The sequence below is a fragment of the Pseudoalteromonas thalassia genome (assembly GCF_049257215.1).
Lineage (GTDB): Bacteria > Pseudomonadota > Gammaproteobacteria > Enterobacterales > Alteromonadaceae > Pseudoalteromonas > Pseudoalteromonas lipolytica_C.
On sequence record NZ_JBMMUE010000005.1, the window covers coordinates 235,907 to 258,705 of the forward strand.

Sequence of the window (22,799 nt, forward strand, 5' to 3'; positions counted from 1 at the left end):
TCTTTTTTAATAAGCTTGTTAAAATCAGCTACCTAGCTTTTTTAATTTGTGCCAATGATCAATCCAGAATCGTTACTGTCGTTTTTAGGCGCCAGTTTTTTAATTGCCGTAGCCCCCGGCCCTTCTAATGCATTTTTAATGGCGCAAACTTTTGCCAATGGCCGTAAAGCCGGAATGCAAAGTGCCTTTGGCTTTGCACTCGGTGGCGTTGTGCATACCTTTTTTGCAGTCGTAGGCTTAACCGCAATTCTTAAAGCCTCTAGTGTCGCGTATACAACGGTACAATACCTTGGTGCCGCCTATCTTTGTTATTTAGGTATCATCACACTAAAGGACACCTTTAGTCAGCCAGAACCGCACTGTGAAGATAAACCTCATGTGAGCACCAGTAAAAAGCAAAATGTGATGTTTCAAGCGATGATGACTGAGGTCCTCAATCCCAAAGTAGCCTTATTTTTTATTGCGTTCATTCCACAGTTTGTTGATCCAAGTTTATCTTCAACGACCTTTCAGCTCGCTTTTTTTGGTTTACTCTACCCGCTTTTTGCTTTTCCAATCGACTGCACGTATATTTATTTCGGCGATAAGATAGCCAGCTATTTTCGTGAGCATCCACAAACCCAAATTTGGATTGATCGGATCACGGGCATAGTATTTATTGCCTTAGCAATTAACCTATTGATATAAGAGCACTTATGGAACAAAAACAACAAGCCCTCCCCGCCAAAAAAAATATAGCCCTCGTTGCCCACGATGGTAAAAAAGCAGCGCTGCAAGCTTGGTGTGAAAAGCATCAAGATGTTTTAAGTAAGCACACCCTTTACGGTACTGGCACAACGGGTCATTTAATTGAGCGCACTACAGGGCTTGAAGTGATAAAGCTATTAAGTGGCCCAATGGGTGGCGATCAGCAACTCGGCGCTAAAATTGCTGAGCATGAAGTGCATATGTTGGTATTTTTCTGGGATCCACTTGCATCACAGCCACACGACCCTGATGTGAAAGCATTATTACGTTTAGCTGCTGTTTGGAATATTCCTGTTGCCTGTAATGAAGTCAGTGCCGATATGCTATTAAGCTCACCTATGATGGAAACAGAGCTGTGCCGCACGCTGCCAGATTACGAAAAATACCTCGCAACGCGCCAAGTGACTCTTTAATTCTTAAAGTCGATATCTCAAAGTGGGGGCTATTAGCTATAAAGCTTTTGCGCCCACTTAGTTAAACCTGCAGTAACACTACCAAAGTGATCCCCGTTCAGCATAGTAATATCACCTAAATGGGATTTTAACGCGGCCTTGATCAGAGGTGATTGCGCACTACCACCCGTTAAGTAAATGACATCTGGCGTTGTGCCTGCCTCTTTAATCGCTTGTTTAGCTAAGCTAACTATTTGGCTTATCGAGTCATCAACAGCTAAGGCTAAATCATTTAAGGTCAAACACTGAGTTAATTCAGAATCTAAGAAATGCAAGTCTGTGGTAAATTCATTCGCTGACGACAATGCAATTTTTGCCGCTTCGCCTTGCTGCACCAATTGGTGACCTTGCTTATTTTGCTGCAATTGAATTAAGCGTTTAAATAGCGCTGGCTCTTTAACTTCACGCAGCTGGGTCAATAATTCACGATGATGGGCATCGCTATAAAACTGGCTTTGTAGATTCACATCATTGATTTTACATGCTTGCCAAAACGGTTGATTAGGTAATGGCAGCCCAGATTTAAACTCTGTGCCTAAACCAAGCAATGGCATTAAACCATGAAAACTCAGCGCAATATCTAAATCATTCCCTCCCACACGCTTACCACTGTGAGCTAAAAAGTCATTGTCACGACACTGTTTTTGACGGAAGCTTGGTCCCATTTGTACGAATGAACAGTCGCTGGTCCCCCCGCCAATATCGACAACCAATACTTTTTGGTCTTGCTGCAATGAGGTTTCATAATCAATCCCTGCCGCTAATGGCTCATATAAAAATGAAACCTCTTTAAAGCCAGCACGTTTTGCCGCTCGCTCTAATATACCCAGCGCTTGTTGATTAGACTCTTCACCACCTACTGATTGAAAGTTTACCGGTCGCCCAATTACCGTTTCTGTTAATGACTCTTGCAGTGATTGCTCAGCGCGTTGTTTTATTTTTAAAATCATCGCCGTAGCAATGTCTTCAAAGAAATTAATTTGCCCTTGCTTTAAGCCCACTGCGCCAAAGAACGACTTTGGCGATTTTACAAAATAACCTTCCTCAGGAAATTGCACATACTCGCTAATAGCTTCACGACCAATGAATAAGGTGTCATCTCCAGCTTGAATATCTAAATCTGATTTAATGCGGGGAATGGTATTTAAAAGCGCTTGACGCTCAGTTTTAAAATCGTGCTCAAATGAGCTGCCAGCAAGGTGTTTTGCGACAAAATCAACAACCAACGCACTGTGATGAGTATAAAGGGTTGATGGTAAATACTGTTTGCCTTGCTCAAGCGGTACTAAAGACACTTGTTGCTCGTTATCTAAAACACCGATTGCACAATTTGAACTACCATAATCAAAGCCTGCAAACATACTACCACCTATACATCATTAAAAAGGCCGCGAAATTTAACACAGTCGCGGCCATTTTTGAATGACGCTATGGCCTTTCGTGTAAAAAGCTGGCAAAGCGTGGCAAGCCATTTTTTGTAAAACCATGATATTTATAAGTAATCGTACTGCCAATCGCTGGAGGAGACTTTCTTTGCAGATCAGAAAATCCAGAGCCAATTTTAAATTCAATCCCTTCATTGTTGCGTACTTTTAGCGCCCCAAGCATATTTTTATATTTACCTTTTCCTGCTATGTGTTCAATAACAACAGCCTCAGCATCCAGGTAAGGCTTCAATTTTAACAGTACATTGCTGCGCCCCGCTGTGTGTTCCGCTTTTGCTAAGTGCAGCATAACGCCTTCGGCACCTTGTGCAATCAACTCATCCATAAACATACTAAGCTGTTGATTATTATCAAAGTGCTTCTGTTCAACTGCTTTTATATGGGGGCTATTTAGCTGTCTAACTAGCCGTGAATAGTTTTCATAGCGTTTACTAAATGGTAACTCGGCATTTGGCATATCGAAAATTAGATAGCTAACGGTCTGCCATTCGCTATCAACAGGTTGCTGCGATCGCACAATACCACTGACGTTGGCAAAATCTTGATGCTTGGTCCAAAGTTCACCATCCAACCATATATCAGGCAGTGGCGCAATAAACCAGGTTGGAGCATTAATAGGGTTACCATTACGGGTAATTAATTGCTTACCTGTCCATATGGCACGTACACCATCATATTTTTCACTAACTAAATAGTCAGATACATTAACCTTTTCGGCTTCATAGACGTTTGCCAAAAGTACTGAGGGAGCTTGTTGAGCTTTTACTGAGAAAGCCAAAAGTAACGAGATTGCGCATACCAATGCACGAGTGAACATAACCATCATTGCTTCCTTGCAAATTTCTGAGTTTTAACTGGTTATTACTGCTTAAAAATAACTGTTTAGCAATAGCCGTTTAATTATAGTTTAGTTTCTAGCCAATTATAAAATTCATGCAAATCACTAAACACTCCAGCTGCTTTGCTAAAATCATGCTCTTGGGTAAAGTGATTAGGCACTGCATACACAGCAACACCAGCGTTGCTAGCGGCTGTAACACCGGTAAACGTATCCTCGACTGCGACGGCTTCATTGGCCGTGATATTTAACGTATCAAGAGCGAGTTGATATGGATCGCCAGCAGGTTTAGGATTATTAACATCATCTTTGGTAACCACACAATCAAACCAATCAAAAATGCCGTAGCCTTTTAAAATAGGATAGGCTTCATCTTTGGCACTGCCTGTTACTAATGCCATTTTTAAACCACTGGCTTTTACTTGCTCTAGCACTGCTTTTGCGTGCGGCATGAAAGTTGGTAAGTTTGTACTGACAAAACGGCCAAATGCAGCATATTTATCATCTGTTAGCTGCTCTGGACTGATGTTAAGTTGATAGTTGGTAACAACCTCTTTAGCTGCTTCAAGGGTTGGCCTACCAGAAAAGCGCTGACAAAACGTAGTCTCATCATATTGCACACCAAAAGGCGCTAATAAGTCGTTCCAAATATTAAAATGCACACTTTCTGAATCTACCAAAGTGCCATCCATATCAAACAAAACCGCTTTTAAAGTCATCCTCATTCCTTTTACGATCTAAAAACTAAAAGGTGCCTATGGCACCTTTAAATAATTCAATATAATTACTCGGTTAAGCCTGCCGGAGGTTCAGCAAACGCTTCTTCACCTGTTTCTACATCGACCAGCTCATAGCCTCGTTGCTTTCTAACTACTTTTAAAATCGGTTTAGAAAAAGCCGTTTTTAAACGCTCAGCATCTGCTTCTAGTTCTTCAACAGTGTGACCAAACGGAGCAGCTCCTGTTTCAGACCAATTGGTTACTTTACCATTGAGGTTATATTCAACTTCATGAATTTGATATTGTGCCGCTTCATCCTTTGTTGCTTCACAAAAAATAACGCGGTAGTTCCAAAATCCAGCCATAGAAATTCTCTTCTCTTAAATTAATCCTGCCACTTTAGCAGTTACAAACGCGATTATAAACGAAAAAACCCGCTATACAGCGGGTTTTAATAGGCTTTTAATTTCAGCTTAGAAGAAGCTTACTTTGAACTCAGCACCGATGTAACGCTCTTCGTTCACCATTGCTGTGTTGTTATTAAAGTCGATAGCACCGATTGATTGCTGCTCGTCGAACATGTTACGTACGAATGCTGACACTTCATATTCGTAGTCGCCTTCTGCCCAAGCATAACCTGCACGTAAACCAACTTCAGTTAATGGCTTGCCTTCAAACTCAACTGACTCATATAAGAAGTAGTTGATTTCGCTACGGTAAGACACATCAGCGTAAGTGAAGAATTCACCGTCAGCAACTTCGCGGCTATAACGTAAAGTTAAGTTTGAGATCCACTCAGGTGCGTGCGGTAAGCTGTTACCATCAAGGACAGCTTGACCTGCGCTGTTTAATGAGTTTGTAACAGTACACTGTGCACATACGTCAACGGCTAAGTCTTTATCTTTAAGCTCAGTGTTATTGTAGCTTAAGTTAAATGTAGCGTTTAGGTTGTCAGTTAATACCCACTCAGTGTCTAACTCGAAACCGTAACCAGTTGTCTTATCAGCATTAACTAAGCGGTTGAAGTTTGCACCACCACCTACAGCTGTTAATTGTTGGTCATCCATTGTGTAGTAGAACACTGTTGCGTTTACACGACCTTGGCCGTCAAGTACGTCAGATTTGATACCTGTTTCGAAAGACGTCACAGTTTCAGACTCAGCAACAGTTACTTCGTCACCGAATAAGATACGACCTTGAATACTTGGAGCACGGAAGCTGTTAGCAACACGCGCGTACCAGTTTACGTCATCGTTGATCTTGTAGTTAGCAGATAAATCCCAGCTAACGTGGTCGTCACTTGGGTTTTCTGTTAGGAATAACGCACCGCCACCTGCAGGGCTTAAAGTACGGTTTGCAGAGAACTCTTTTTCGTCATCTGAGTAACGAAGACCCGCAGTGATTTTTAAGTCGTCAGTGATTGTGTAATCTAATGAACCGAATACCGCCCACGCTTTAGTATCTTGTTGCTGGATAACATAGCCGTTTAACTCACCTGGCGTTGAACCATAAGTGTCGTAGCTGAAGTTTTCGATTGTTAGCGCTTCGTCAAAGTAGAAAACACCTACTTGGAAGTTAACGTCGCCAGCATAGTTGCTAGATAAACGAAGTTCTTGCGTGTATTGGTCTTGATCTGGAATACCGTCAGCACTTTCAGAGTAGAACGGGATAAAACCTGGGCCCATATCTGGTAAGTAGCTTGCACCGTAACCACCGTCGATGTCAGCGCGAGAATAGATTTCAGCACTTTCCCATGCAGAGATTGACGTAAGAGTTAAATCGTTGATATCCCACTCAAGCTTTAAGCTTGCGCCTTGAGATTCAACTTGCTGTGTCGCACGAGAAGCAGCATCGTGGTAAACCACGTCGTGCTCGTAGTTATCAGCTAAATCGTTTGTGCCTGCTTTGATAGCGTTACCACGGAATGCGATTGGCGTACCATCCATATCACGTACATGGTAGTTGAAAAGACCCGTGAAATCGTCGCCTTCATATAAGAATTGGACACGTGCCGCTTTCTCAGTGTAACCACCTAATACGTCATTTTGCTCAAAACCTGGTGCACGGTTATCGATATAATCGTCTTTTTCTTGCCAAAGTACAGAAACACGTGTTGATAAACGGTCTGTTAAGCCACCGCCAACAGCACCTTCAAAATCAACTGCGCCACGGCTACCGTAAGAAACTGAGCCATAGCCATCAAATTCTTGTGATGGTTTTACTGTATCAAATTTAACAAGGCCAGCCGGTGTATTACGACCGAATAAAGTACCTTGTGGACCACGTAGAACTTCTACACGTGCTACGTCAAATACAGGGAAACCTTTTAAAATTGCGTTCTCTTGAACAACTTCGTCTACAACTAGCGAAACTGGTTGAGAGGCATTTAGGTCAAAGTCAGTGTTACCTAGACCACGAACATAAAAGCGTGGGAAAGAACGACCAAACGAAGATTCGATTGATAGGCTTGGGATTTTCGCGTTCATAAAACGAATATCCATACCAGCTGAGCTATAAGCGTCTAAACTGTCACCTTGTAGTGCAGATACTGCTACAGGTACTTCCTGTGCATTCTCTACACGTTTACGTGCAGTGATTTGAATAACTTCTAATTGGTTGTTTTTTGCTGCTGGTGCTTCGTCTGCAGCAAGAGTTGAAAATGAAGTACCTGCTACGGCAGAGAACAACGTTGCATTGATAAGTGTTGCTAACGTAGATCTTTTCATTGCTTTCATGTCGGGTTTTAACCTTTTTTATGCACTCTTATTCAACGGTGATGATGTTGCGTCAATTCATTTGACGGGCTCGGCCAATTTTTCGCGCCTTGTAATAAGCTGCGCGGACCTCTTAATCGAGAGTGCAAAACGAGGTAAAGAGGCTGAACGAACGCTGACGATTATAACACTTTATGACACTTTTACTGCATTAAAAATTATAAATATACAAATTTTTTACAACAATTAGCGGCAACATCGCCGCATTTAGAAGATTTTATGCAATTATTTTTCAATAAAGCGGACATATGTCCTGTGCAAATAATCACGACAATGTGTAGGCATTGTGTACAGATGAGAGCCACTTTCATTTAACCCTTTTTCAGTAACTATTCACCAACACGCGCGAATTCTGGATTAGCCAATTCACAATTATGCTCATTTAATAATCCTAGAATAGCAAGGTTTAACTCTTCAATTACTTCCATATAAAATGCAAAGTCAACCGTTTCTACGTAGCTTAGTACATCAATTTGTAAAGCCCAAGGTGTAAACCCTTTAAAACGCACTCTACAAGGTTCAAATGCAATATGCTGGTGCTGCTCTAAAAGCTCACGAAGGGCTGTCATAAAAGCTTGTAAGTTTTGCTGTTGGGTATTAGCGCTAAGCATCAGTTTAGGTCGATAAGAAATACGCTCACGCTCAGAAATATTCTCAAGCTGCATATCAATAAATTTAGCATTAGCAACATATATAACAGAGCGATCAAGGGTGCGGATACGCGTAGCCCTTAGCCCTATTTCTTCAATCGTACCAAGATGATTACCAAATTTGCACAAACTACCAATTTTAACCGGAGCCGAAATGTAAATTGTAATAGCCGCTATAATGTTCTCGACTGTTTTTTGCGCAGCCAAAGCAATGGCAAGGCCGCCAATGCCTAAACCTGCTAATAAGGTTGTTGCATTGAAGCCTAGATTCTCAAACCACACAAATAGCAACGAAATAACGATCGTCGTTTTTACAACATTACTAACAGGTCTCAATAAAAATACAGCTTGTGGTTTATCTTGATTTATAAAGCGTTGGCTTAACCTATGCTTTGCTAAATCAACAGCGCGCAAACACACCCATCCCCAGGCAATAAGTAACACAGTTGCACCATGAAATAGAGCCATCACCGCAATAGTGACATTAGACTGATCGCTTAATGAACGTGACAGTAATACTGCAAGTAATAAACAAATAGGACCATTAACAAAGCTCAAGACGTCGTCTTCAACCGCTACCTTTTTATGTCCAAGCACAAAAGTAATTAGCCGAGTAATGACAATCGCTGCAACTAAAAACAACACAAATGAAAAAGCAAAATAGATCCATTGCCATAACATTACGCCTAAAAATTCTAAATCAGGCAAATGCTTATATAACCATTCCCCAATCAAGTTATAGCCAAACTCCTTGGTTAAAAGAGGTATTTGACTAACGGTAGCGTTAGAGATTTTCCAGATCCGATTACCTGTTTTTTCATCGGGCACAAGCTGTAATAAAACCTGCACTTTTCCTTCAGATGTTTTAATTTCTCCCACTAAGTCGCGATAGCTTGGCACATCTTCTTTTTGCTTCCCTTTGGGTTTATTACTTAAGCTATCTACATCTACCCATAACGTGCGATCAAGCACGACTGAAAGGTTTTCTGCAAGTTGTAATTGACCTACAGCTAGCACCTCTTGCGGCAGGTTTCTGTAATCAAGGTAATTTTTCGCACGTTCAAAGTCACGGTTTCGAGCAGCTTTTAAGTAACCTTGCATGGCACTTCGTGGGGTGAGTCGATCAAAGGCATCAAATGGCTGATCATCATCTTGTTCAACGCTGGGGTCAGCGACAGTGGTTGTTACTTCTTCAACTTGAAGGGGGGACTTTTTTTCTTCTTGCTGTTCTTTGCTATCTTTATCGATGAGCGATTTCACGGTTACTTCAGGTGTTGTAGCGAATACTGGGTTAAAAAACAATGCCAATAACCACACCGATAAACTGGCTAAATATAGCGGAAACTTGTTAGCGCAACTCTTCACACATCATTCCTTGTTCGAAAAACATTAAATACGATTACAAATTTTATCCTATAAATTAGAGCATGGTTTGGATAACTGTTCAAAAAATAATTAAATACCTATGCAAGCAGTCAGCTAAATGTTAGTTATAAAGGAACATTAGCAAAGGAAAAATATAATGCAGATCTCAAGTTCACTGATCCCTCATTGGTCATCTTTACTTATTCATGGGGCTATCGCCATTATCTTTGGTTTATGTGGTTGGTTTGCACCTCAAGCCTCTTTAGCCGTATTAATGTTTATATTTGCCGCTTACTTCTTTGTAGATGGCTCCATTCGAACCTGGCTTGCAATTGCATCTAAAAAAGACAACCCGCTTTGGTGGATGCTATTAATAGGTGGCTTGATATCAATTGCCGCAGCACTCGTTACTCTGTTTGCACCGAATGTGACTGCTATTTTAATGTTGTACTTTATTGCTGCTTGGGCAATTGCTATAGGGGTAATTGAAATTGCAATAGCCAGCAAACTTCGTAAAGAGATAACTAACGAATGGCTACTAATTGGCAGCGGTATTATTTCAATTATCTTTGGTGGTTACCTGATGTTTAACCCGGGTGCGGGCATAATTACCCTACTTTGGCTAGTTGCAAGCTATGCCATCGTGTTTGGTATTATGATGGTGTTGCTAGCCTTCAAGCTTAAAAAACTTAATGAACAAGCATAAAAAAAGCGGCTAAGCCGCTTTTTTTATTTTTGACTATTACGCCTTGTTAGGGCAATTTCACCATCGATATGAATATCGCGCTGTGGGAAAGCAATGGTAATGTTGTTTTCAGCAAATACTTTATAAATGCTAAAACGCAGTTCACTACGCACTTGGCGAAGCGGTGCTTCTGATTCGGCACACACCCAAAAAATAGCGCTAAAAGTTAAAGAGCTATCCGCAAAGTCATCAAATAACACAGATGATGCCGGTGTTTTTAAAATGGCAGGATGCTCATCAAGAATTTGCTTCATCAGCTTTTCAACCAACACCACGTCTGAACCATAAGCAACACCAACATTCACAAATGAACGAGCATTACGGTCAATCAAGGTCCAGTTTGTTACAGTATTCTCTAGCAAGTGGCTATTTGGTACTAGCATGTGCACACCATCGTTACGGCGAATACGAGTTGAACGAGTATTAATAGTTTCAACCACTCCTTTTGCTGTACCCACTTCTAAAAAATCACCAATACGAATTGGTCGCTCCCACATTAATATCCAACCACTAATAAAGTTATTGATAATGTTTTGCGCACCAAAACCAACACCGATTGCAATGGCACCAGAGACAAATGCAAACGCCGTTAGCGGAATATTGAGTACCTCAAGTGAAGTAAACACCAGCACCGCGATGGTTACAACAAGGTAAATACGGGTGAATAAATGAACTGTGTCTGGCCCTAGGTTTTTTGCCAACAATGCTTTTTTAATTAATCGACCTATCCATGTGACCACAAACCACATTAAAAACAGCACCAGAGGCACTTGAATTACTTTAAGTACGGTAATTTGCACGTCGTTATAGGTGAACAACACAAACGATAATGCAGATTGCAGATCAGCAAAGGTCATAAATTAACATTCCTGGTAAAAAGAGAGTTTGATTCAGTTTTGACTAAGTTTAGCACGGCATAATAGGGTAAAACTTGGTAAATACTAAGTTCTTTATGCGCAAAATGCGCTAATTATTAACTCTTTTAGCCCATAGCTGCTATATACATAGGTAAAGCTTGTAGGTTTAGCAGGCTTTGAATAGCATGAGGAGAACACAATGTCACAAATGACACTCACACAAAAACTTGCCACTTTACAACCACTGGTTGATTTAAACTTATTTGAATCAAGTCTAGAATATCGCAACCGCATCTTGAACTTACTTGCTGAACAAGAACAGACACTTGCACTAATCAATAAAGAATTTGGTAATGCAATGCCTGAAAACTTTGGTTCAGAGAAAAAGTTTGTGTTGGGCTACAACTGATCAATGCCAGTTAACTCTAACAAAAATCTAATTTGGCAATCAGCGCCATTTTCAATTTAAGCTAGCCATCACCTTTATTTGATGGCTTTTTAAACACTTTATCCCTGAATCACTCTTTTTTGCGGCATACTTACCTATTAAAGCGACAAACTTGCTTCTTTCTACTTATAAATTTGATAAGTTAGAGAAGATTTATCCACATTTTTGGAGCTCTCATGCGTAAAACCTTAGTAGCAACCACCATTGCTAGTGTTCTTTTATTATCTGCTTGTAGTTCACAACAAGCTGACACTCAAACTCAAGTTGAAACAGCCGCTGAAACACAAACAGCCAATGTTGAAAACATTCTTTTTAAGCCAAGCCCTTTACAGTACATGGCACCAGAGTTTGATAAGCTTTCGACTAAAGACTATGAGCCAGCGTTTGAAGCAGGGATCGCACAACAAAAAGCTGAAATTGCAAAGATTGCAAATAACCCAGAGCCAGCAACATTCGAAAATACCCTTGTTGCAATGGAATACTCGGGTGAATTATTAGATCGCGCTTCTGCGGCATTTTTTAATTTATCGGGTTTAATCTCTGACAGTGAGTACCAACGTATCGCCGCGAAAATGGCGCCGATTATGTCAGCTCACACTGATGACATTTACTTAAACAAAGCTTTATTTGCTCGTGTACAAAGCATTTACGACAACAAATCATCCCTAAATGCTGAAGATCAACGCCTTGTTGATTACTACTACAAAAAATTCGTTAACGCGGGTGCAAAACTAACTGAAGCTGAAAAAGCAAAAATGCGTGAAATAAACGCAGAGCTTGCCAAGCTTTCAACTGAGTTTTCGCAAAACATCTTAAAATCATTTAAAGAAGATGTGATTTTAGTTAAAGATAAAAGCGAGTTAGCAGGTTTATCTGAAGGCGAAATTGCAAGCCTTGCGGCAGCAGCCAAAAAAGCAGGTAAAGAAGGCTACATGATCACACTAGTGAACACGACTCGCCAACCTATCTTACAAAGCCTTGAAAACCGCAAGCTACGTGAAAAAATTTGGACTACATCTGCAACGCGTGCACAAGCGACAAATGGCCCTATTATCATTAAAGAAACCAAGTTACGTGCAGAAAAAGCAGCATTACTTGGCTACAAAGATTGGGCTTCATATGTGATGACTAACCGTATGGCACAAACAACTGAAAACGTTTACGGCATTCTTGATGATTTAGCGCCAAAAGCGGTTGCTAAAGCAGAAGCAGAAGCAGAACAAATCCAGCAAGTAATCAAAAAATCAGGTGAAACGTTTGCACTACAGCCATGGGACTGGGCGTTTTATGCTGAAAAAGTTCGTCAACAGAAGTACGACTTAGACCCAGCTTTAGTTAAACCTTACTTTGAAATGCAGTCAGTGATCCATGACGGCCTATTCTTTGCGATGAATAAACTTTATGGCATTACCTTTAAAGAGCGTAAAGATCTGCCTGTTTATCACGAAGACGTGATGGTGTTTGAAGTATTCAATGAAGACGGTAGCGCTATCGGCCTGTTCTATATGGACCCTTATGCACGTGAAGGTAAACGAGGTGGTGCATGGATGAGCGCCTATGTTAGCCAAAGCGGTTTAAAAGGCACCAAGCCTGTGATCTACAACGCACTGAACATTCCTAAGCCAGCTGAAGGTCAACCAACACTCATGACTTTCTCTGAAGTAACAACGATGTTCCACGAATTTGGTCATGCTGTACACGGTTTATTCTCTGATGTTAAATACCCAAGCTTAGCGGGTACAGCGACTGCACGTGACTTTGTTGAATTCCCTTCACAAGCAAACGAAGACTGGAATATTGAACCGACAGTACTTGCAAACTACGCCAAGCACTACAAAACAGGTGAGCCAATTCCAAAAGAGTTACTTGCAAAAGTACTTGAGTCACAAAAGTTCAACCAAGGCTTCGATACTACTGAGTATTTAGCGGCGGCACTGCTTGATATGGAATGGCACTCATTTGGTGTTGATGCTGATATCACAGACGTACAAAAGTTTGAACATGATGCATTAGACAAGCACGGTATCGCGTACTACCCAGTACCACCACGTTATAAGTCTTGCTACTTTAGCCACACTTTTGCTGGGGGTTACTCAGCTGGTTACTACGCTTATCTTTGGACTGAAGTATTCGCAGCAGATGCGTTTGCACACATGACTGAACAAGGTGGTTTAACACGCGAAAATGGTGACAATTTCCGTAAAGAGATTTTATCTAAAGGTAACAGCCGCGACTTAATGCAAAGCTATATTGAGTTCCGTGGTCAAAAACCAACTACAGACGCACTATTAAAGCGTCGTGGTTTAGTTGAATAATCACATCGTTATTTAAAGTATGAGGGGTAACCCTCATACTTTTTAGTTATTAATTTAATTTTCACCCCGCTTTTATTCCTATTCACCTCAAAGCAATTGTCAGTTAACTCGTTTTTGCTAATCTCAAAGAAAAACACGAGTTCACACATGAAAAACGCTTTACTTTTAGGACTTTGCTCAGCTTTAGCTGCATGTTCATCAACCCCAGATGAGCGCGCCGATATCGTGATAGAAAACGCCCAAATTATTGATATGCAAACTGGGGATATCACAGCAAAACAATCACTTGCCATTCGCGATGGGATCATCATCAAACGTAGTGATAAACCTTTAAGTAGCCAATATCAAAGCTCAACATTGATTGATGCAAAAGGTCAGTATGTCATGCCTGGTTTATGGGATATGCATGTCCATTTTGGCGGTGGTGATGAGCTTATTGAAGAGAATAAACAGCTACTGCCACTGTATTTAGCCTATGGCGTAACAACCGTTCGTGATGCTGCGGCTGATTTGAGTGAATCTGTACTTAGCTGGCGTGAACAAGTAAAACAAGGTCAGTTAGTGGGCCCAACTATTTTTACCTCTGGCCCGAAATTAGAAGGTAAAGGGTCTATTTGGCCCGGTGATTTAGAAGTAGAAACAACCGCAGAAATGCATGCTGCAATGGATCTGTTAGACAGCATGGACGTCGATTTTATCAAAATTACCGACAGCGCTTTAACGCCTGAGCTTTACCTAAAGGCAGTAAAAGAGGTTAAAAAGCGGGGTTACAAAATTTCAGGTCATATTCCATTTTCGTTGTCTGTGACTGATGTTTCTAAGGCGGGTCTTGATGCGATTGAGCATATGACCTATATGCTTAAAGCTGCAGCTAAAAACGAAGCAGATATTTCCGCAAAGGTTGCCTCAAAAGAGCTAAGTTATCGCACTGCGCTGCCTATTATCACCGCGCAGTTTGATGAACCAACAGCCATTGAGAAATTTACAGTTCTTGCCAACAATAACACCGCAGTGGTGCCCACCTTGATTGGTGGCAAAATAACGGCTTACATTGATGAAGATAATCATCAAGACGATGCTTTTTTAGATTATTTGGGTAAAGGTTTAAAAGCAACTTACCAGTGGCGAGTCGATAGAGCTAACAAAGACATGCCCGCACAAATCAAACAGCGCAAAGAGCGTTTTGTTAAAACCGCACAGTTACTCCCTATCGCCCAACAAGCAGGTGTGAGCATTATTGCTGGCACAGATGCAGGCTTTTTAAATTCGTATATTTATCCGGGGCTTTCTTTGCACCAAGAACTGAGTATTTTTACTGAATATGGCCTAACACCACTGCAAACACTGCAAGCTGCAACTCTTGCGGGGCCTAAGTTTTTAAATAAACAACAGCAATACGGTGCACTTAGTGAAGGCAAAGTAGCCGATCTCATTTTGCTTTCAGAAAACCCACTTATTGATATTCGTAACACACAAACACTAAGCGGTGTTGTCTCGCACAGCACGTTTTACGATAGCAACGCACTCGAGCTATTAAAGCAACAAGCAAAAGCCTTTGTTGCCAGTCAACCCTAGCCCCCCATTGCCCATGACCACGTATTATCCGTCATGGGCAATTTTAATTTTCAGCCATCTCATATACACTGCCCTTTTTTGCACATAACTCGAATAACATGACCTACTTATTTGCTGTAACCCTGCTTTGGGCCTTTTCGTTTAGTCTTATTGGTGTCTATTTAGCAGGCCAAGTGGATGCATGGTTTAGTGTGTTAATGCGTATTGGCTTGGCAACTTGCGTGTTTTTACCTTTTTTACACTGGCGTAAAACCCCTAAAGCCTTAGCACTAAAGCTCATGGCAATAGGCGCAGTACAGCTTGGTGTTATGTACAGCTTCTATTACCATTCGTTTTTGTACCTTAGCGTGCCCGAGGTACTGCTATTCACGGTAATGACGCCACTTTACATCACTTTGTTAAACGATTTGCTTGAAAAGCGTTTTAATGCCAAGTTTTTATTCGCCGCAATGCTAGCTATTTTAGGTGCCGTTGCTATTCGCTATGAAGGCGTCGATGAAAACTATCTCATTGGTATGCTAATGGTTCAGGCTGCTAATATTTGCTTTGCCACTGGGCAAGTAACTTACAAACGTTTAATGCAAGATGAGCAACTCCCCCACTCTCGGGTGTTTGCTTGGTTCTTTATTGGTGCTTTAATTGTCGCACTGATTTGTTACGGCTTATTTGGTGATACCAGTAAGCTACCCACCACTACTACACAATGGGGCGTGTTAATTTACTTAGGCACGATAGCTTCAGGGCTTGGTTATTTCGCTTGGAATAAAGGCGCGACCATCGTCAATGTAGGTGCCTTGGCCGTAATGAATAACCTACTGATCCCAGCAGGGATCATCGTTAACATTGTTATTTGGAACCGTGATGCTGATATCATCAAGCTTGCCATTGGCGCAGCGATTATCTTATTAGCACTTATTATAAATCAGAAACTTAATAAAACTGCCATGGAGTCATGATAGGCTAAACTCTATTAGATTAGAGGAATGCTGTTATGCGCGCACTAGTTTTATGTTGTTTAGTTTTCATTATTCAAGGTTGTAATAGTCTGCCTGATGAGCAGGCAGTGCAAGTTGGTGCTAGGCCTTACTATTTAATCGACAATATGCCTGATGGACCGTTAAAGCAGCAACTTGCGGCATGCGGTAATGGCCCTTTTTACAAAACTGATTTTGTCATTGGTCATCGCGGCGCCCCCATGCAGTTTCCTGAGCACAGCAAAGAGTCATATTTAGCCGCTGCAAGAATGGGCGCTGGCGTACTTGAATGTGACGTCGCCTTTACTAAAGACAAACAACTCGTGTGTCGTCATTCACAGTGTGATTTACACACCACTACCAACATTTTAGCGATTCCTGAGCTCGCAGCAAAATGCAGCCAACCTTTTACTCCGGCCAAAGACGGCCAACCAGCTCAGGCTAAATGCTGCACCAGCGATATCACCCAAGCTGAGTTTTTAACCCTAAAAGCTAAAATGGATGGTGCCAATGCAAATGCCAAAACGGTCGCAGAGTATATGCAAGGCACACCAAGCTGGCGCACTGATTTATACGCAAACAGTGGCACCGTAATGACCCACCAGCAAAGCATTGAGTTATTTGAATCACTAGGTGTAAAAATGACACCCGAGCTAAAAAGCCCAGAAGTCAGCATGCCATTTCACGGTTTTAGCCAGCAAGATTATGCGCAAAAAATGCTTGATGAGTATCGAGCTTTAGGTGTGAATAGCCAAGATGTTTATCCGCAATCATTTAATCTTGAAGATGTGAAGTATTGGCTAAACAATCACCCTGAATTTGCAAACAACAGTATTTATCTTGATGGCAGAGATGAGCAAGCACACTTTGATGCCATGGATGAAACAACTTGGCAGCCATCAATGCAGGCTCTGTATAACGATGGAGTACGCATTATCGCACCGCCAATGTGGATGCTTTTAAGCCTTGATGAGTCAGGTAAAATTGTGCCTTCACTTTATGCTATTAAAGCTAAACAAGCCGGGCTGAACATCATTACTTGGAGTTTAGAGCGCTCTGGTCCATTAGATAATGGCGGGGGTTATTATTACCAGTCAATTGCCAGCTTGATTAAACTAGACGGGCAAATGATGAATGTAATAGACGTCCTTGCTAAGCAAGTGGGTGTAATGGCCATTTTCTCTGACTGGCCTGCTACTCTTACCTATTACGCAAGCTGTATGCAGTACCCTGCCTCAAAGAAATAACTGAGCATCAATAAATTTCAAGGGCTTTGACTCGTCCAAAAGGTGGGGCTGAGGTATTATTAGCTAAACCGATTTTACAAGGATTAACATGATTATTCAGCACCATAGCCACGACATAGCGACCAACACAGGCGCAATGCGCACCAGTATTTATCGTCCTGTAGAAGAAGGTAAATACCCGTGTGTTATTTTCTATTCTGAGATCTTCCAAGAAACAGCACCGATTGCGCGCTCTGCTGCAATACTTGCTGGTCATGGCTTTGTCGTATTAGTGCCAGAAGTTTTTCATGAGTTAAATCCTATTGGGACGGTACTTGCCTACGATGATGCAGGTAAAGACAAAGGCAATGCCGACAAATGGGCAAAACCGCTTGAGAGCCATGACTCAGATACTGACGCTTTAATTGCATTTGCGCGTCAGCAAGATTACTGCACAGGAAATGTAGGTGCCATGGGCGTATGTATTGGTGGTCACCTCGCGTACCGCGCTGCATTAAACCCAAGTATCAAGGCCGCTTTTTGTTTATACGCGACAGATATACACAGCGATACCCTGCCTGCACAAGCGGGTAATAACTCATTTGAGCGCATGGCAGATATTAAAGGTGAAATTCATTTTATTTGGGGTAAACAAGACCCACATGTACCAAAAGAAGGCCGCCTTAAACTTTACCAACAAGCGGTGGCAACAGGAATTAATTACCAGTGGCAAGAGGTTAACGCCCAACATGCCTTTATGCGCGACGAAGGCGACCGATACGACCCAGCCCTTGCGATCAGCATGTATCAACAAGCCGTTGCTTTATTTAACCGAACACTGGTTTAAATTGTCATAGTAGCAACTTGATTAGTAAAATAATCTTTCAAGTAATCAAGTAAAACCCGCAATTTTTTACTTCCCGCCGCCCCTGGCGGGAACACCCCAAAAAGCTCAATATCTGAGGTTTTGTGATCATCTAAGATTGTCCGTAACAATCCCGCTTTGATCCTTGGCAGTGCATCATAAACAGGGATCTTCGCTAAACCATGCCCAGCTTCAACAAAAGCTGTTCGCGCAGCAGCGTTATTGGTACTTATGCCACCACTAACAGGCACCTCATAGCGGCGTTTATCTTTTTCGAGTGTGACAATGGCACTACTTGGTTGATACACCACCCACGTATGCTCAGCTAAATCGGCAATGCTCTTTGGTATAGGGTATTTTGTAAAGTAATCGACTGAGCCACATATGCAGGTCGCCAGACTTGCAAACTTAGTGGCTTGTAGATTTGAGCTCTCAAGGGCTACGCCTCTAATCGCTAAGTCATAGCCCTCTTTGATGATATCAACCACATCATCACTGAGCTGTAAATCGATATCAATTTTCGGATACAAACGCTTAAACTGGGCCAGTGCCGGTACCACAAGTTGTAAGCCAACATTCACCGGACAACTCAATTTAATAACCCCAACAGGCTCACTCTTTAAGTTTTCAAGATGTAAGTTAGCAGCCTCAGCATGCTCGGTGATAGCCTGACAACGTTCGTAATAAGCCATCCCTGCTTCGGTGAGGGTCATGGTGCGGGTTGAGCGATTAAGTAACGTCAGCTTTAATTGCTGTTCTAATTTCTTTAAGTGGTAACTGACAACGGCCCTTGATAAACCAAGTTGTTGAGCCGCTTTAGTTAAGCTGCCTTGCTGCACAATATGGGCAAACACCACCATGCTTTTTAATTGCTCAAACGATACTTTCATACAAACTCCTAATCTAACCTGAATAATTGTATCAATTATTAAACCAATGAAGTCAAATTTATCTGCGTTGTTTAACTAGATTTTCACCCCTATAGTGTTATTAACGATGTTTAATAAGCAAAAAAGGGATTCACTATGTCAGCTAAGAAAATTTTAATGGTACTTACTTCACACGATGAGCTTGGCGATACCGGCCATAAAACGGGCTTTTGGGTTGAAGAATTTGCCGCGCCCTACTACGCCTTTATTGATGCTGGTGCAGAGGTAACTTTAGCCTCTGTTAAAGGTGGCCAACCTCCGATTGATCCAAACAGTGCGGCACCTGATGCTGCAACTGATGCTACAAAACGCTTTGATCAAGACAGCGCAGCACAAACCTTAATGGCTAATACAAAACCTCTGGCTGACGTAAAAGCCAGTGATTACGATGCGGTGTTTTACCCAGGCGGCCATGGTCCGCTATGGGATTTAGTTGATAACCAAGATTCGATCAATTTAATTGAGCAATTTCTTAATTCAGATAAGCCAGTGGGTGCAGTGTGTCACGCCAGTGCAGTATTACTTAATGCGAAAAATGCAGCTGGTAAATCTGTTGTGTTTGATAAAAAAGTAACTGGCTTTAGTAACTCAGAAGAAGACGCTGTACAACTTACCAATGTAGTGCCATTACTTGTTGAAGATGAGTTAATTAAACAAGGTGGTCAGTATCAAAAAACCGATGATTGGGGCGAGCTTGCGATTGAAGATGGCCTACTAATCACAGGGCAAAACCCTGCAAGTTCAGAGCTTGCTGCGAAAAAACTACTTACCAAATTAGGTTAACCCAAGCCTTTAGTAAACACCTTGCTTAGCAGGGTGTTTACCTTCACTTTTAATAAGTTATACTCATTCGGTCACCTTGATTTAAGAGCTTCTCATCATGACTGAAAAAAAAGCTGTCAAACTTCCTCCTATCAGTAGTAAGCGATTCGCCATTTTAGGCATTATGCTGGTGTGCTTGGTACTGCAAATAATTAATACCCTACCCGGCATCAATTTGAATGGTTTAGGGATTTTACCAAGGCAAATGTCAGGTCTATCAGGGGTGTTTTTTGCGCCATTTTTACATGGTGGTTGGGCGCACCTTTTTAGTAATCTAGTGCCTTTTGCTATTCTTGCATGGCTAGTTTGCCAATTTAGCGTAAAACGTTTTTGGCTGGTATTTACTGGTACTGCGCTCATTGGTGGGTTATTAGTATGGCTATTTGGTCGCAACAACATTCATGTTGGTTTAAGTGGTGTTATATACGGTTTATGGGGCTACTTAATTTGCTACGGCATTATGCACCGCTCATTCAAAGCCATTTTAATCAGTATTGCGGTTGTTGTGCTATACAGCGGCCTAATTTGGGGTGTCTTTCCGCAGCGCATCCATATTTCATTCGAAAGCCATTTATTCGGCGCAATTAGCGGCGCATTCATCGGCTATATTATGGCAAAACGTGATAAACAAAAGAATCTGAAGCTTTAAACTTAAAGCTTCTAGCTTCTCAGCTTCATTGTCACCATCACAACGCCATGGTCGGTGCTTTGATCATCATAGGCAAATTGCGGGTTGATCAAGTGCTGATCGTAGGTGTGATAATCCACCACTTCAAAAAAACTGCTCTGAAACCCGGCATCAAACTCTCGAGATAACAAAATATAATCAAACACTGAGCTGCTACTGCCAAAATAGTGGGTTGCTTCTCTATCATTTTCGATTACAACATGGCGCTGATACAGTTGCCAACTATCTTGTAGTTTAAACTCTGAACGAGATGGGCTATTTTGCCTATGACCGCTAAAGCGAAGATGATCAGCTATTAGGTGGTTAAGCACGCCATCGTGTAACTCATTATTAAAATCCCCCATTACAATCACCGGGTTATTGCTGTGCGCTCTGCGTTTAATGATTTCAACGAGTAACAATACGGCTTCACTGCCACGCTGTATGCTGGATGCCCAGCGCCCAAGAGCTTGTGATTTTAACTGCATAACTAAGTTTTGCTGTTCACTGTGGCTTTCATCATCCTGATGATGGAGCATGCTGCGCTTTGATTTAAAGTGCACCACATAGCAATCGACGTGCCCTAAGTGAGGAACTTCAAGTGTCGCGCGAATAATGCGTCGACTAAAGTTGAAATTAGCGCTTAAGCCCATGGCTAAAGCATCATCTTGCTCTGCCTCAACCTGACTTACATCGACAATTTTATAACGTGAGGCAATCGCGACAACTGGATCGCGATAAATAAAGTCATCAATAACAGTTGGCTCATCAACTACTGCAAAATAGGGGTAACCCTCTGCGTTAACTTGTTGTTTCAGTTCATTGATACTGAACACTTCTTGAAAGCCAATAATGTCTGGCTGCTGATTTTTAAGGTAATCGGCCAACCAGCGCTGCTTTTTGGCCCATTGCTCAGCACTATAAATACGCTGAAAATCATAAAATGCGTCAGGTGGCGCTAAATAATTATATAAATTAAATGTTGCGACCTTTAATTGATTATAGTCTGTCACTTATGTCCTTGTTCATATAGCCATTCGCGAGCGATTGTTGCATCTTCAAAATACTTAACTTCGCCACTGGTAAACCAATTACCAACTTTACTAGCAACTTGTTGCCATTTTTTATTACCCAGTACCGCAATGCGACAAAACTCTTTGTTATGTTTTAAGCCAAATTTAAAATCATCCCACGCCGCTTGTAATTCCCATCCTTCAAGCTCTGTTATATCTACAAACACTCTCATTTTGACCCGAGGCACCGAAGCAAGTGCATTATCAACCAGTGGCTTTAAGGTCGAATAATCGTCGTGAGTCAATTTACCCACCACTTTTAAGGTAAGGTAAAAGGTAGTGCCTGTTCGCTCTAAACCAATAGCTAAGCCATGCTTTTTCATAACAGCCTCCTGAAAATTATTTAAACTTAACAAGTTAACAATATCGACATAATACTATTTTATAACTCTACTTCCCTTGCTTAGGTTGATCAACTAGGATGGTAATCTCGTAATAACATTCATTAAAGCACAATTTAGGGAGTTTCAATGAGTAATACCGACAGTTATACGCCACCTAAAGTGTGGCAATGGGATGCAGAAAACGGTGGTGAATGGGCTAAGACTAATCGCCCGGTCTCAGGTGCGACCCACGAACAAGACTTGCCCGTTGGTAAACACAACCTTCAACTCTACTCACTTGCAACACCGAATGGTCAAAAAGTCACCATTATGCTCGAAGAGCTATTAGAGCTAGGTATTGATGAAGCCGACTACGATGCATTTTTAATTAAGATCGGCGATGGTGATCAATTCTCTTCTGGGTTTGTTAGTGTAAATCCTAATTCAAAAATTCCAGCCTTAATGGATCACAGTACTACACCTGTTACTCGCGTGTTTGAGTCAGGGGCTATTTTACAGTACTTAGCAGAGAAGTTTGATGCACTGATCCCAAGCGATCATACTAGTAAAACAGAATGTCGCAATTGGCTGTTTTGGCAAATGGGTTCTGCCCCCTACTTAGGCGGTGGTTTTGGCCATTTTTATAGCTATGCACCTTATAAAATGCAGTATCCGATTGACCGCTTCACAATGGAAGTTAAACGTCAGTTAGACGTGTTAAACCGTCACCTAAGTGACCATGATTATATGGCGGGCAGTGAATACTCAATTGCCGACATTGCTATTTGGCCTTGGTATGGCAGCCTAGTGCTTGGCTATTTATATGATGCAGCTGAGTTTTTAGATGTCGAGTCATATAGTCATGTAATACGCTGGGCAAAACAAATCGAACGTCGCCCTGCCGTAAAACGTGGTCGCCGAGTAAACCGCACATGGGGTGATGAAGCTGAACAATTAGCTGAACGCCACTCTAAAGATGATTTTTAAGGG

The 22,799-nt window shown here is 41.6% G+C and carries 22 protein-coding genes; 12 read left to right on the forward strand and 10 right to left on the reverse strand.

Annotated elements, in window-relative coordinates; genetic code table 11:
• The first annotated feature begins 54 nt into the window (after window positions 1-54).
• On the forward strand, window positions 55-687 hold the full coding sequence (locus AAEU31_RS08755; protein WP_138558859.1) for a LysE family translocator: 633 nt from the start codon (window positions 55-57) through the stop codon (window positions 685-687).
• Window positions 688-695: 8 nt separating this feature from the next.
• Window positions 696-1,160: a methylglyoxal synthase gene (locus AAEU31_RS08760; protein WP_135925687.1), complete on the forward strand. Its 465-nt coding sequence runs from the start codon at window positions 696-698 to the stop codon at window positions 1,158-1,160.
• Between the two features lie 32 nt (window positions 1,161-1,192).
• On the opposite strand, the gene yegD is transcribed toward AAEU31_RS08760, so the two are convergent.
• The 6 genes from yegD to AAEU31_RS08790 form a co-directional block, all read right to left on the reverse strand.
• Window positions 1,193-2,560: a molecular chaperone gene (gene yegD, locus AAEU31_RS08765; RefSeq protein WP_421967008.1), complete on the reverse strand. Its 1,368-nt coding sequence runs from the start codon at window positions 2,558-2,560 to the stop codon at window positions 1,193-1,195.
• 67 nt (window positions 2,561-2,627) lie between these two features.
• Window positions 2,628-3,461: a DNA ligase gene (locus AAEU31_RS08770; protein ID WP_421967030.1), complete on the reverse strand. Its 834-nt coding sequence runs from the start codon at window positions 3,459-3,461 to the stop codon at window positions 2,628-2,630.
• An 83-nt stretch (window positions 3,462-3,544) separates the two neighbouring features.
• Window positions 3,545-4,201, reverse strand: a complete 657-nt coding sequence (locus tag AAEU31_RS08775) for an HAD family hydrolase (protein ID WP_135925689.1) — start codon at window positions 4,199-4,201, stop codon at window positions 3,545-3,547.
• A gap of 65 nt (window positions 4,202-4,266) precedes the next feature.
• Complete coding sequence (locus AAEU31_RS08780) at window positions 4,267-4,566, reverse strand: hypothetical protein (RefSeq protein ID WP_135925690.1); 300 nt, start codon at window positions 4,564-4,566, stop codon at window positions 4,267-4,269.
• Between the two features lie 108 nt (window positions 4,567-4,674).
• Window positions 4,675-6,936: a TonB-dependent receptor gene (locus AAEU31_RS08785; protein ID WP_421967009.1), complete on the reverse strand. Its 2,262-nt coding sequence runs from the start codon at window positions 6,934-6,936 to the stop codon at window positions 4,675-4,677.
• Between the two features lie 368 nt (window positions 6,937-7,304).
• Entirely contained in the window at window positions 7,305-8,990 is a 1,686-nt protein-coding gene (locus AAEU31_RS08790) for a mechanosensitive ion channel family protein (RefSeq protein ID WP_421967010.1), read from the reverse strand.
• 157 nt (window positions 8,991-9,147) lie between these two features.
• Here AAEU31_RS08790 and AAEU31_RS08795 point away from each other — a divergent pair, with 157 nt between their 5' ends.
• Complete coding sequence (locus AAEU31_RS08795; RefSeq protein WP_135925692.1) at window positions 9,148-9,696, forward strand: HdeD family acid-resistance protein; 549 nt, start codon at window positions 9,148-9,150, stop codon at window positions 9,694-9,696.
• Window positions 9,697-9,719: 23 nt separating this feature from the next.
• Here AAEU31_RS08795 and AAEU31_RS08800 read toward each other — a convergent pair whose 3' ends face one another.
• Window positions 9,720-10,592 (reverse strand): mechanosensitive ion channel family protein, encoded by an 873-nt coding sequence (locus tag AAEU31_RS08800; RefSeq protein WP_135925693.1) that lies wholly within the window; start codon window positions 10,590-10,592, stop codon window positions 9,720-9,722.
• Between the two features lie 199 nt (window positions 10,593-10,791).
• On the opposite strand from AAEU31_RS08800, the gene AAEU31_RS08805 reads away from it, so the two are divergent.
• The 6 genes from AAEU31_RS08805 (at window position 10,792) to AAEU31_RS08830 (ending at window position 17,977) form a co-directional block, all read left to right on the forward strand.
• On the forward strand, window positions 10,792-11,001 hold the full coding sequence (locus AAEU31_RS08805) for a hypothetical protein (protein WP_135925694.1): 210 nt from the start codon (window positions 10,792-10,794) through the stop codon (window positions 10,999-11,001).
• A gap of 215 nt (window positions 11,002-11,216) precedes the next feature.
• Window positions 11,217-13,355, forward strand: coding sequence for a M3 family metallopeptidase (locus AAEU31_RS08810; RefSeq protein WP_421967011.1), 2,139 nt, complete (start codon window positions 11,217-11,219; stop codon window positions 13,353-13,355).
• A gap of 147 nt (window positions 13,356-13,502) precedes the next feature.
• Window positions 13,503-14,930: an amidohydrolase family protein gene (locus tag AAEU31_RS08815; RefSeq protein ID WP_421967012.1), complete on the forward strand. Its 1,428-nt coding sequence runs from the start codon at window positions 13,503-13,505 to the stop codon at window positions 14,928-14,930.
• A 98-nt stretch (window positions 14,931-15,028) separates the two neighbouring features.
• Window positions 15,029-15,886 carry a carboxylate/amino acid/amine transporter gene (locus AAEU31_RS08820; RefSeq protein ID WP_421967013.1) on the forward strand — a complete coding sequence of 286 codons (858 nt, stop codon included), beginning with the start codon at window positions 15,029-15,031 and terminating at the stop codon, window positions 15,884-15,886.
• 35 nt (window positions 15,887-15,921) lie between these two features.
• On the forward strand, window positions 15,922-17,151 hold the full coding sequence (locus tag AAEU31_RS08825) for a glycerophosphodiester phosphodiesterase family protein (protein ID WP_421967014.1): 1,230 nt from the start codon (window positions 15,922-15,924) through the stop codon (window positions 17,149-17,151).
• Between the two features lie 88 nt (window positions 17,152-17,239).
• Entirely contained in the window at window positions 17,240-17,977 is a 738-nt protein-coding gene (locus AAEU31_RS08830) for a dienelactone hydrolase family protein (protein ID WP_421967015.1), read from the forward strand.
• On the opposite strand, the gene AAEU31_RS08835 is transcribed toward AAEU31_RS08830, so the two are convergent.
• Entirely contained in the window at window positions 17,974-18,885 is a 912-nt protein-coding gene (locus tag AAEU31_RS08835) for a LysR family transcriptional regulator (protein ID WP_421967016.1), read from the reverse strand. The two genes, AAEU31_RS08830 and AAEU31_RS08835, sit on opposite strands and share 4 nt — an antisense overlap.
• 135 nt (window positions 18,886-19,020) lie before the next feature.
• Here AAEU31_RS08835 and AAEU31_RS08840 point away from each other — a divergent pair, with 135 nt between their 5' ends.
• Both AAEU31_RS08840 and AAEU31_RS08845 read left to right on the forward strand, forming a co-directional pair.
• Window positions 19,021-19,707, forward strand: coding sequence for a type 1 glutamine amidotransferase domain-containing protein (locus tag AAEU31_RS08840; RefSeq protein ID WP_135925701.1), 687 nt, complete (start codon window positions 19,021-19,023; stop codon window positions 19,705-19,707).
• Between the two features lie 97 nt (window positions 19,708-19,804).
• A complete protein-coding gene (locus tag AAEU31_RS08845) occupies window positions 19,805-20,395 on the forward strand; it encodes a rhomboid family intramembrane serine protease (protein ID WP_421967017.1) in 591 nt (196 codons plus the stop codon).
• A gap of 11 nt (window positions 20,396-20,406) precedes the next feature.
• On the opposite strand, the gene AAEU31_RS08850 is transcribed toward AAEU31_RS08845, so the two are convergent.
• Both AAEU31_RS08850 and AAEU31_RS08855 read right to left on the reverse strand, forming a co-directional pair.
• Window positions 20,407-21,426 carry an endonuclease/exonuclease/phosphatase family protein gene (locus AAEU31_RS08850; protein ID WP_421967018.1) on the reverse strand — a complete coding sequence of 340 codons (1,020 nt, stop codon included), beginning with the start codon at window positions 21,424-21,426 and terminating at the stop codon, window positions 20,407-20,409.
• The gene (locus tag AAEU31_RS08855) at window positions 21,423-21,809 is read right to left on the reverse strand and encodes a SpoIIAA family protein (RefSeq protein ID WP_421967019.1); all 387 of its coding nucleotides are present in this window, start codon (window positions 21,807-21,809) and stop codon (window positions 21,423-21,425) included. Before AAEU31_RS08855 ends, AAEU31_RS08850 begins: the two co-directional genes overlap by 4 nt.
• A 147-nt stretch (window positions 21,810-21,956) precedes the next feature.
• Here AAEU31_RS08855 and yghU point away from each other — a divergent pair, with 147 nt between their 5' ends.
• Window positions 21,957-22,796, forward strand: coding sequence for a glutathione-dependent disulfide-bond oxidoreductase (gene yghU / locus AAEU31_RS08860; RefSeq protein WP_135925705.1), 840 nt, complete (start codon window positions 21,957-21,959; stop codon window positions 22,794-22,796).
• The last annotated feature ends 3 nt before the right edge of the window (window positions 22,797-22,799 follow it).

Coding starts and splice junctions, on each gene's coding strand:
- AAEU31_RS08755 (WP_138558859.1), top strand. CDS start 55: ATGATCAATCCAGAATCGTTACTGTCGTTTTTAGGCGCCAGTTTTTTA.
- AAEU31_RS08760 (WP_135925687.1), top strand. CDS start 696: ATGGAACAAAAACAACAAGCCCTCCCCGCCAAAAAAAATATAGCCCTC.
- yegD (WP_421967008.1), bottom strand. CDS start 2,560: ATGTTTGCAGGCTTTGATTATGGTAGTTCAAATTGTGCAATCGGTGTT.
- AAEU31_RS08770 (WP_421967030.1), bottom strand. CDS start 3,461: ATGTTCACTCGTGCATTGGTATGCGCAATCTCGTTACTTTTGGCTTTC.
- AAEU31_RS08775 (WP_135925689.1), bottom strand. CDS start 4,201: ATGACTTTAAAAGCGGTTTTGTTTGATATGGATGGCACTTTGGTAGAT.
- AAEU31_RS08780 (WP_135925690.1), bottom strand. CDS start 4,566: ATGGCTGGATTTTGGAACTACCGCGTTATTTTTTGTGAAGCAACAAAG.
- AAEU31_RS08785 (WP_421967009.1), bottom strand. CDS start 6,936: ATGAAAGCAATGAAAAGATCTACGTTAGCAACACTTATCAATGCAACG.
- AAEU31_RS08795 (WP_135925692.1), top strand. CDS start 9,148: ATGCAGATCTCAAGTTCACTGATCCCTCATTGGTCATCTTTACTTATT.
- AAEU31_RS08800 (WP_135925693.1), bottom strand. CDS start 10,592: ATGACCTTTGCTGATCTGCAATCTGCATTATCGTTTGTGTTGTTCACC.
- AAEU31_RS08805 (WP_135925694.1), top strand. CDS start 10,792: ATGTCACAAATGACACTCACACAAAAACTTGCCACTTTACAACCACTG.
- AAEU31_RS08810 (WP_421967011.1), top strand. CDS start 11,217: ATGCGTAAAACCTTAGTAGCAACCACCATTGCTAGTGTTCTTTTATTA.
- AAEU31_RS08815 (WP_421967012.1), top strand. CDS start 13,503: ATGAAAAACGCTTTACTTTTAGGACTTTGCTCAGCTTTAGCTGCATGT.
- AAEU31_RS08820 (WP_421967013.1), top strand. CDS start 15,029: ATGACCTACTTATTTGCTGTAACCCTGCTTTGGGCCTTTTCGTTTAGT.
- AAEU31_RS08825 (WP_421967014.1), top strand. CDS start 15,922: ATGCGCGCACTAGTTTTATGTTGTTTAGTTTTCATTATTCAAGGTTGT.
- AAEU31_RS08830 (WP_421967015.1), top strand. CDS start 17,240: ATGATTATTCAGCACCATAGCCACGACATAGCGACCAACACAGGCGCA.
- AAEU31_RS08835 (WP_421967016.1), bottom strand. CDS start 18,885: ATGAAAGTATCGTTTGAGCAATTAAAAAGCATGGTGGTGTTTGCCCAT.
- AAEU31_RS08840 (WP_135925701.1), top strand. CDS start 19,021: ATGTCAGCTAAGAAAATTTTAATGGTACTTACTTCACACGATGAGCTT.
- AAEU31_RS08845 (WP_421967017.1), top strand. CDS start 19,805: ATGACTGAAAAAAAAGCTGTCAAACTTCCTCCTATCAGTAGTAAGCGA.
- AAEU31_RS08855 (WP_421967019.1), bottom strand. CDS start 21,809: ATGAAAAAGCATGGCTTAGCTATTGGTTTAGAGCGAACAGGCACTACC.
- yghU (WP_135925705.1), top strand. CDS start 21,957: ATGAGTAATACCGACAGTTATACGCCACCTAAAGTGTGGCAATGGGAT.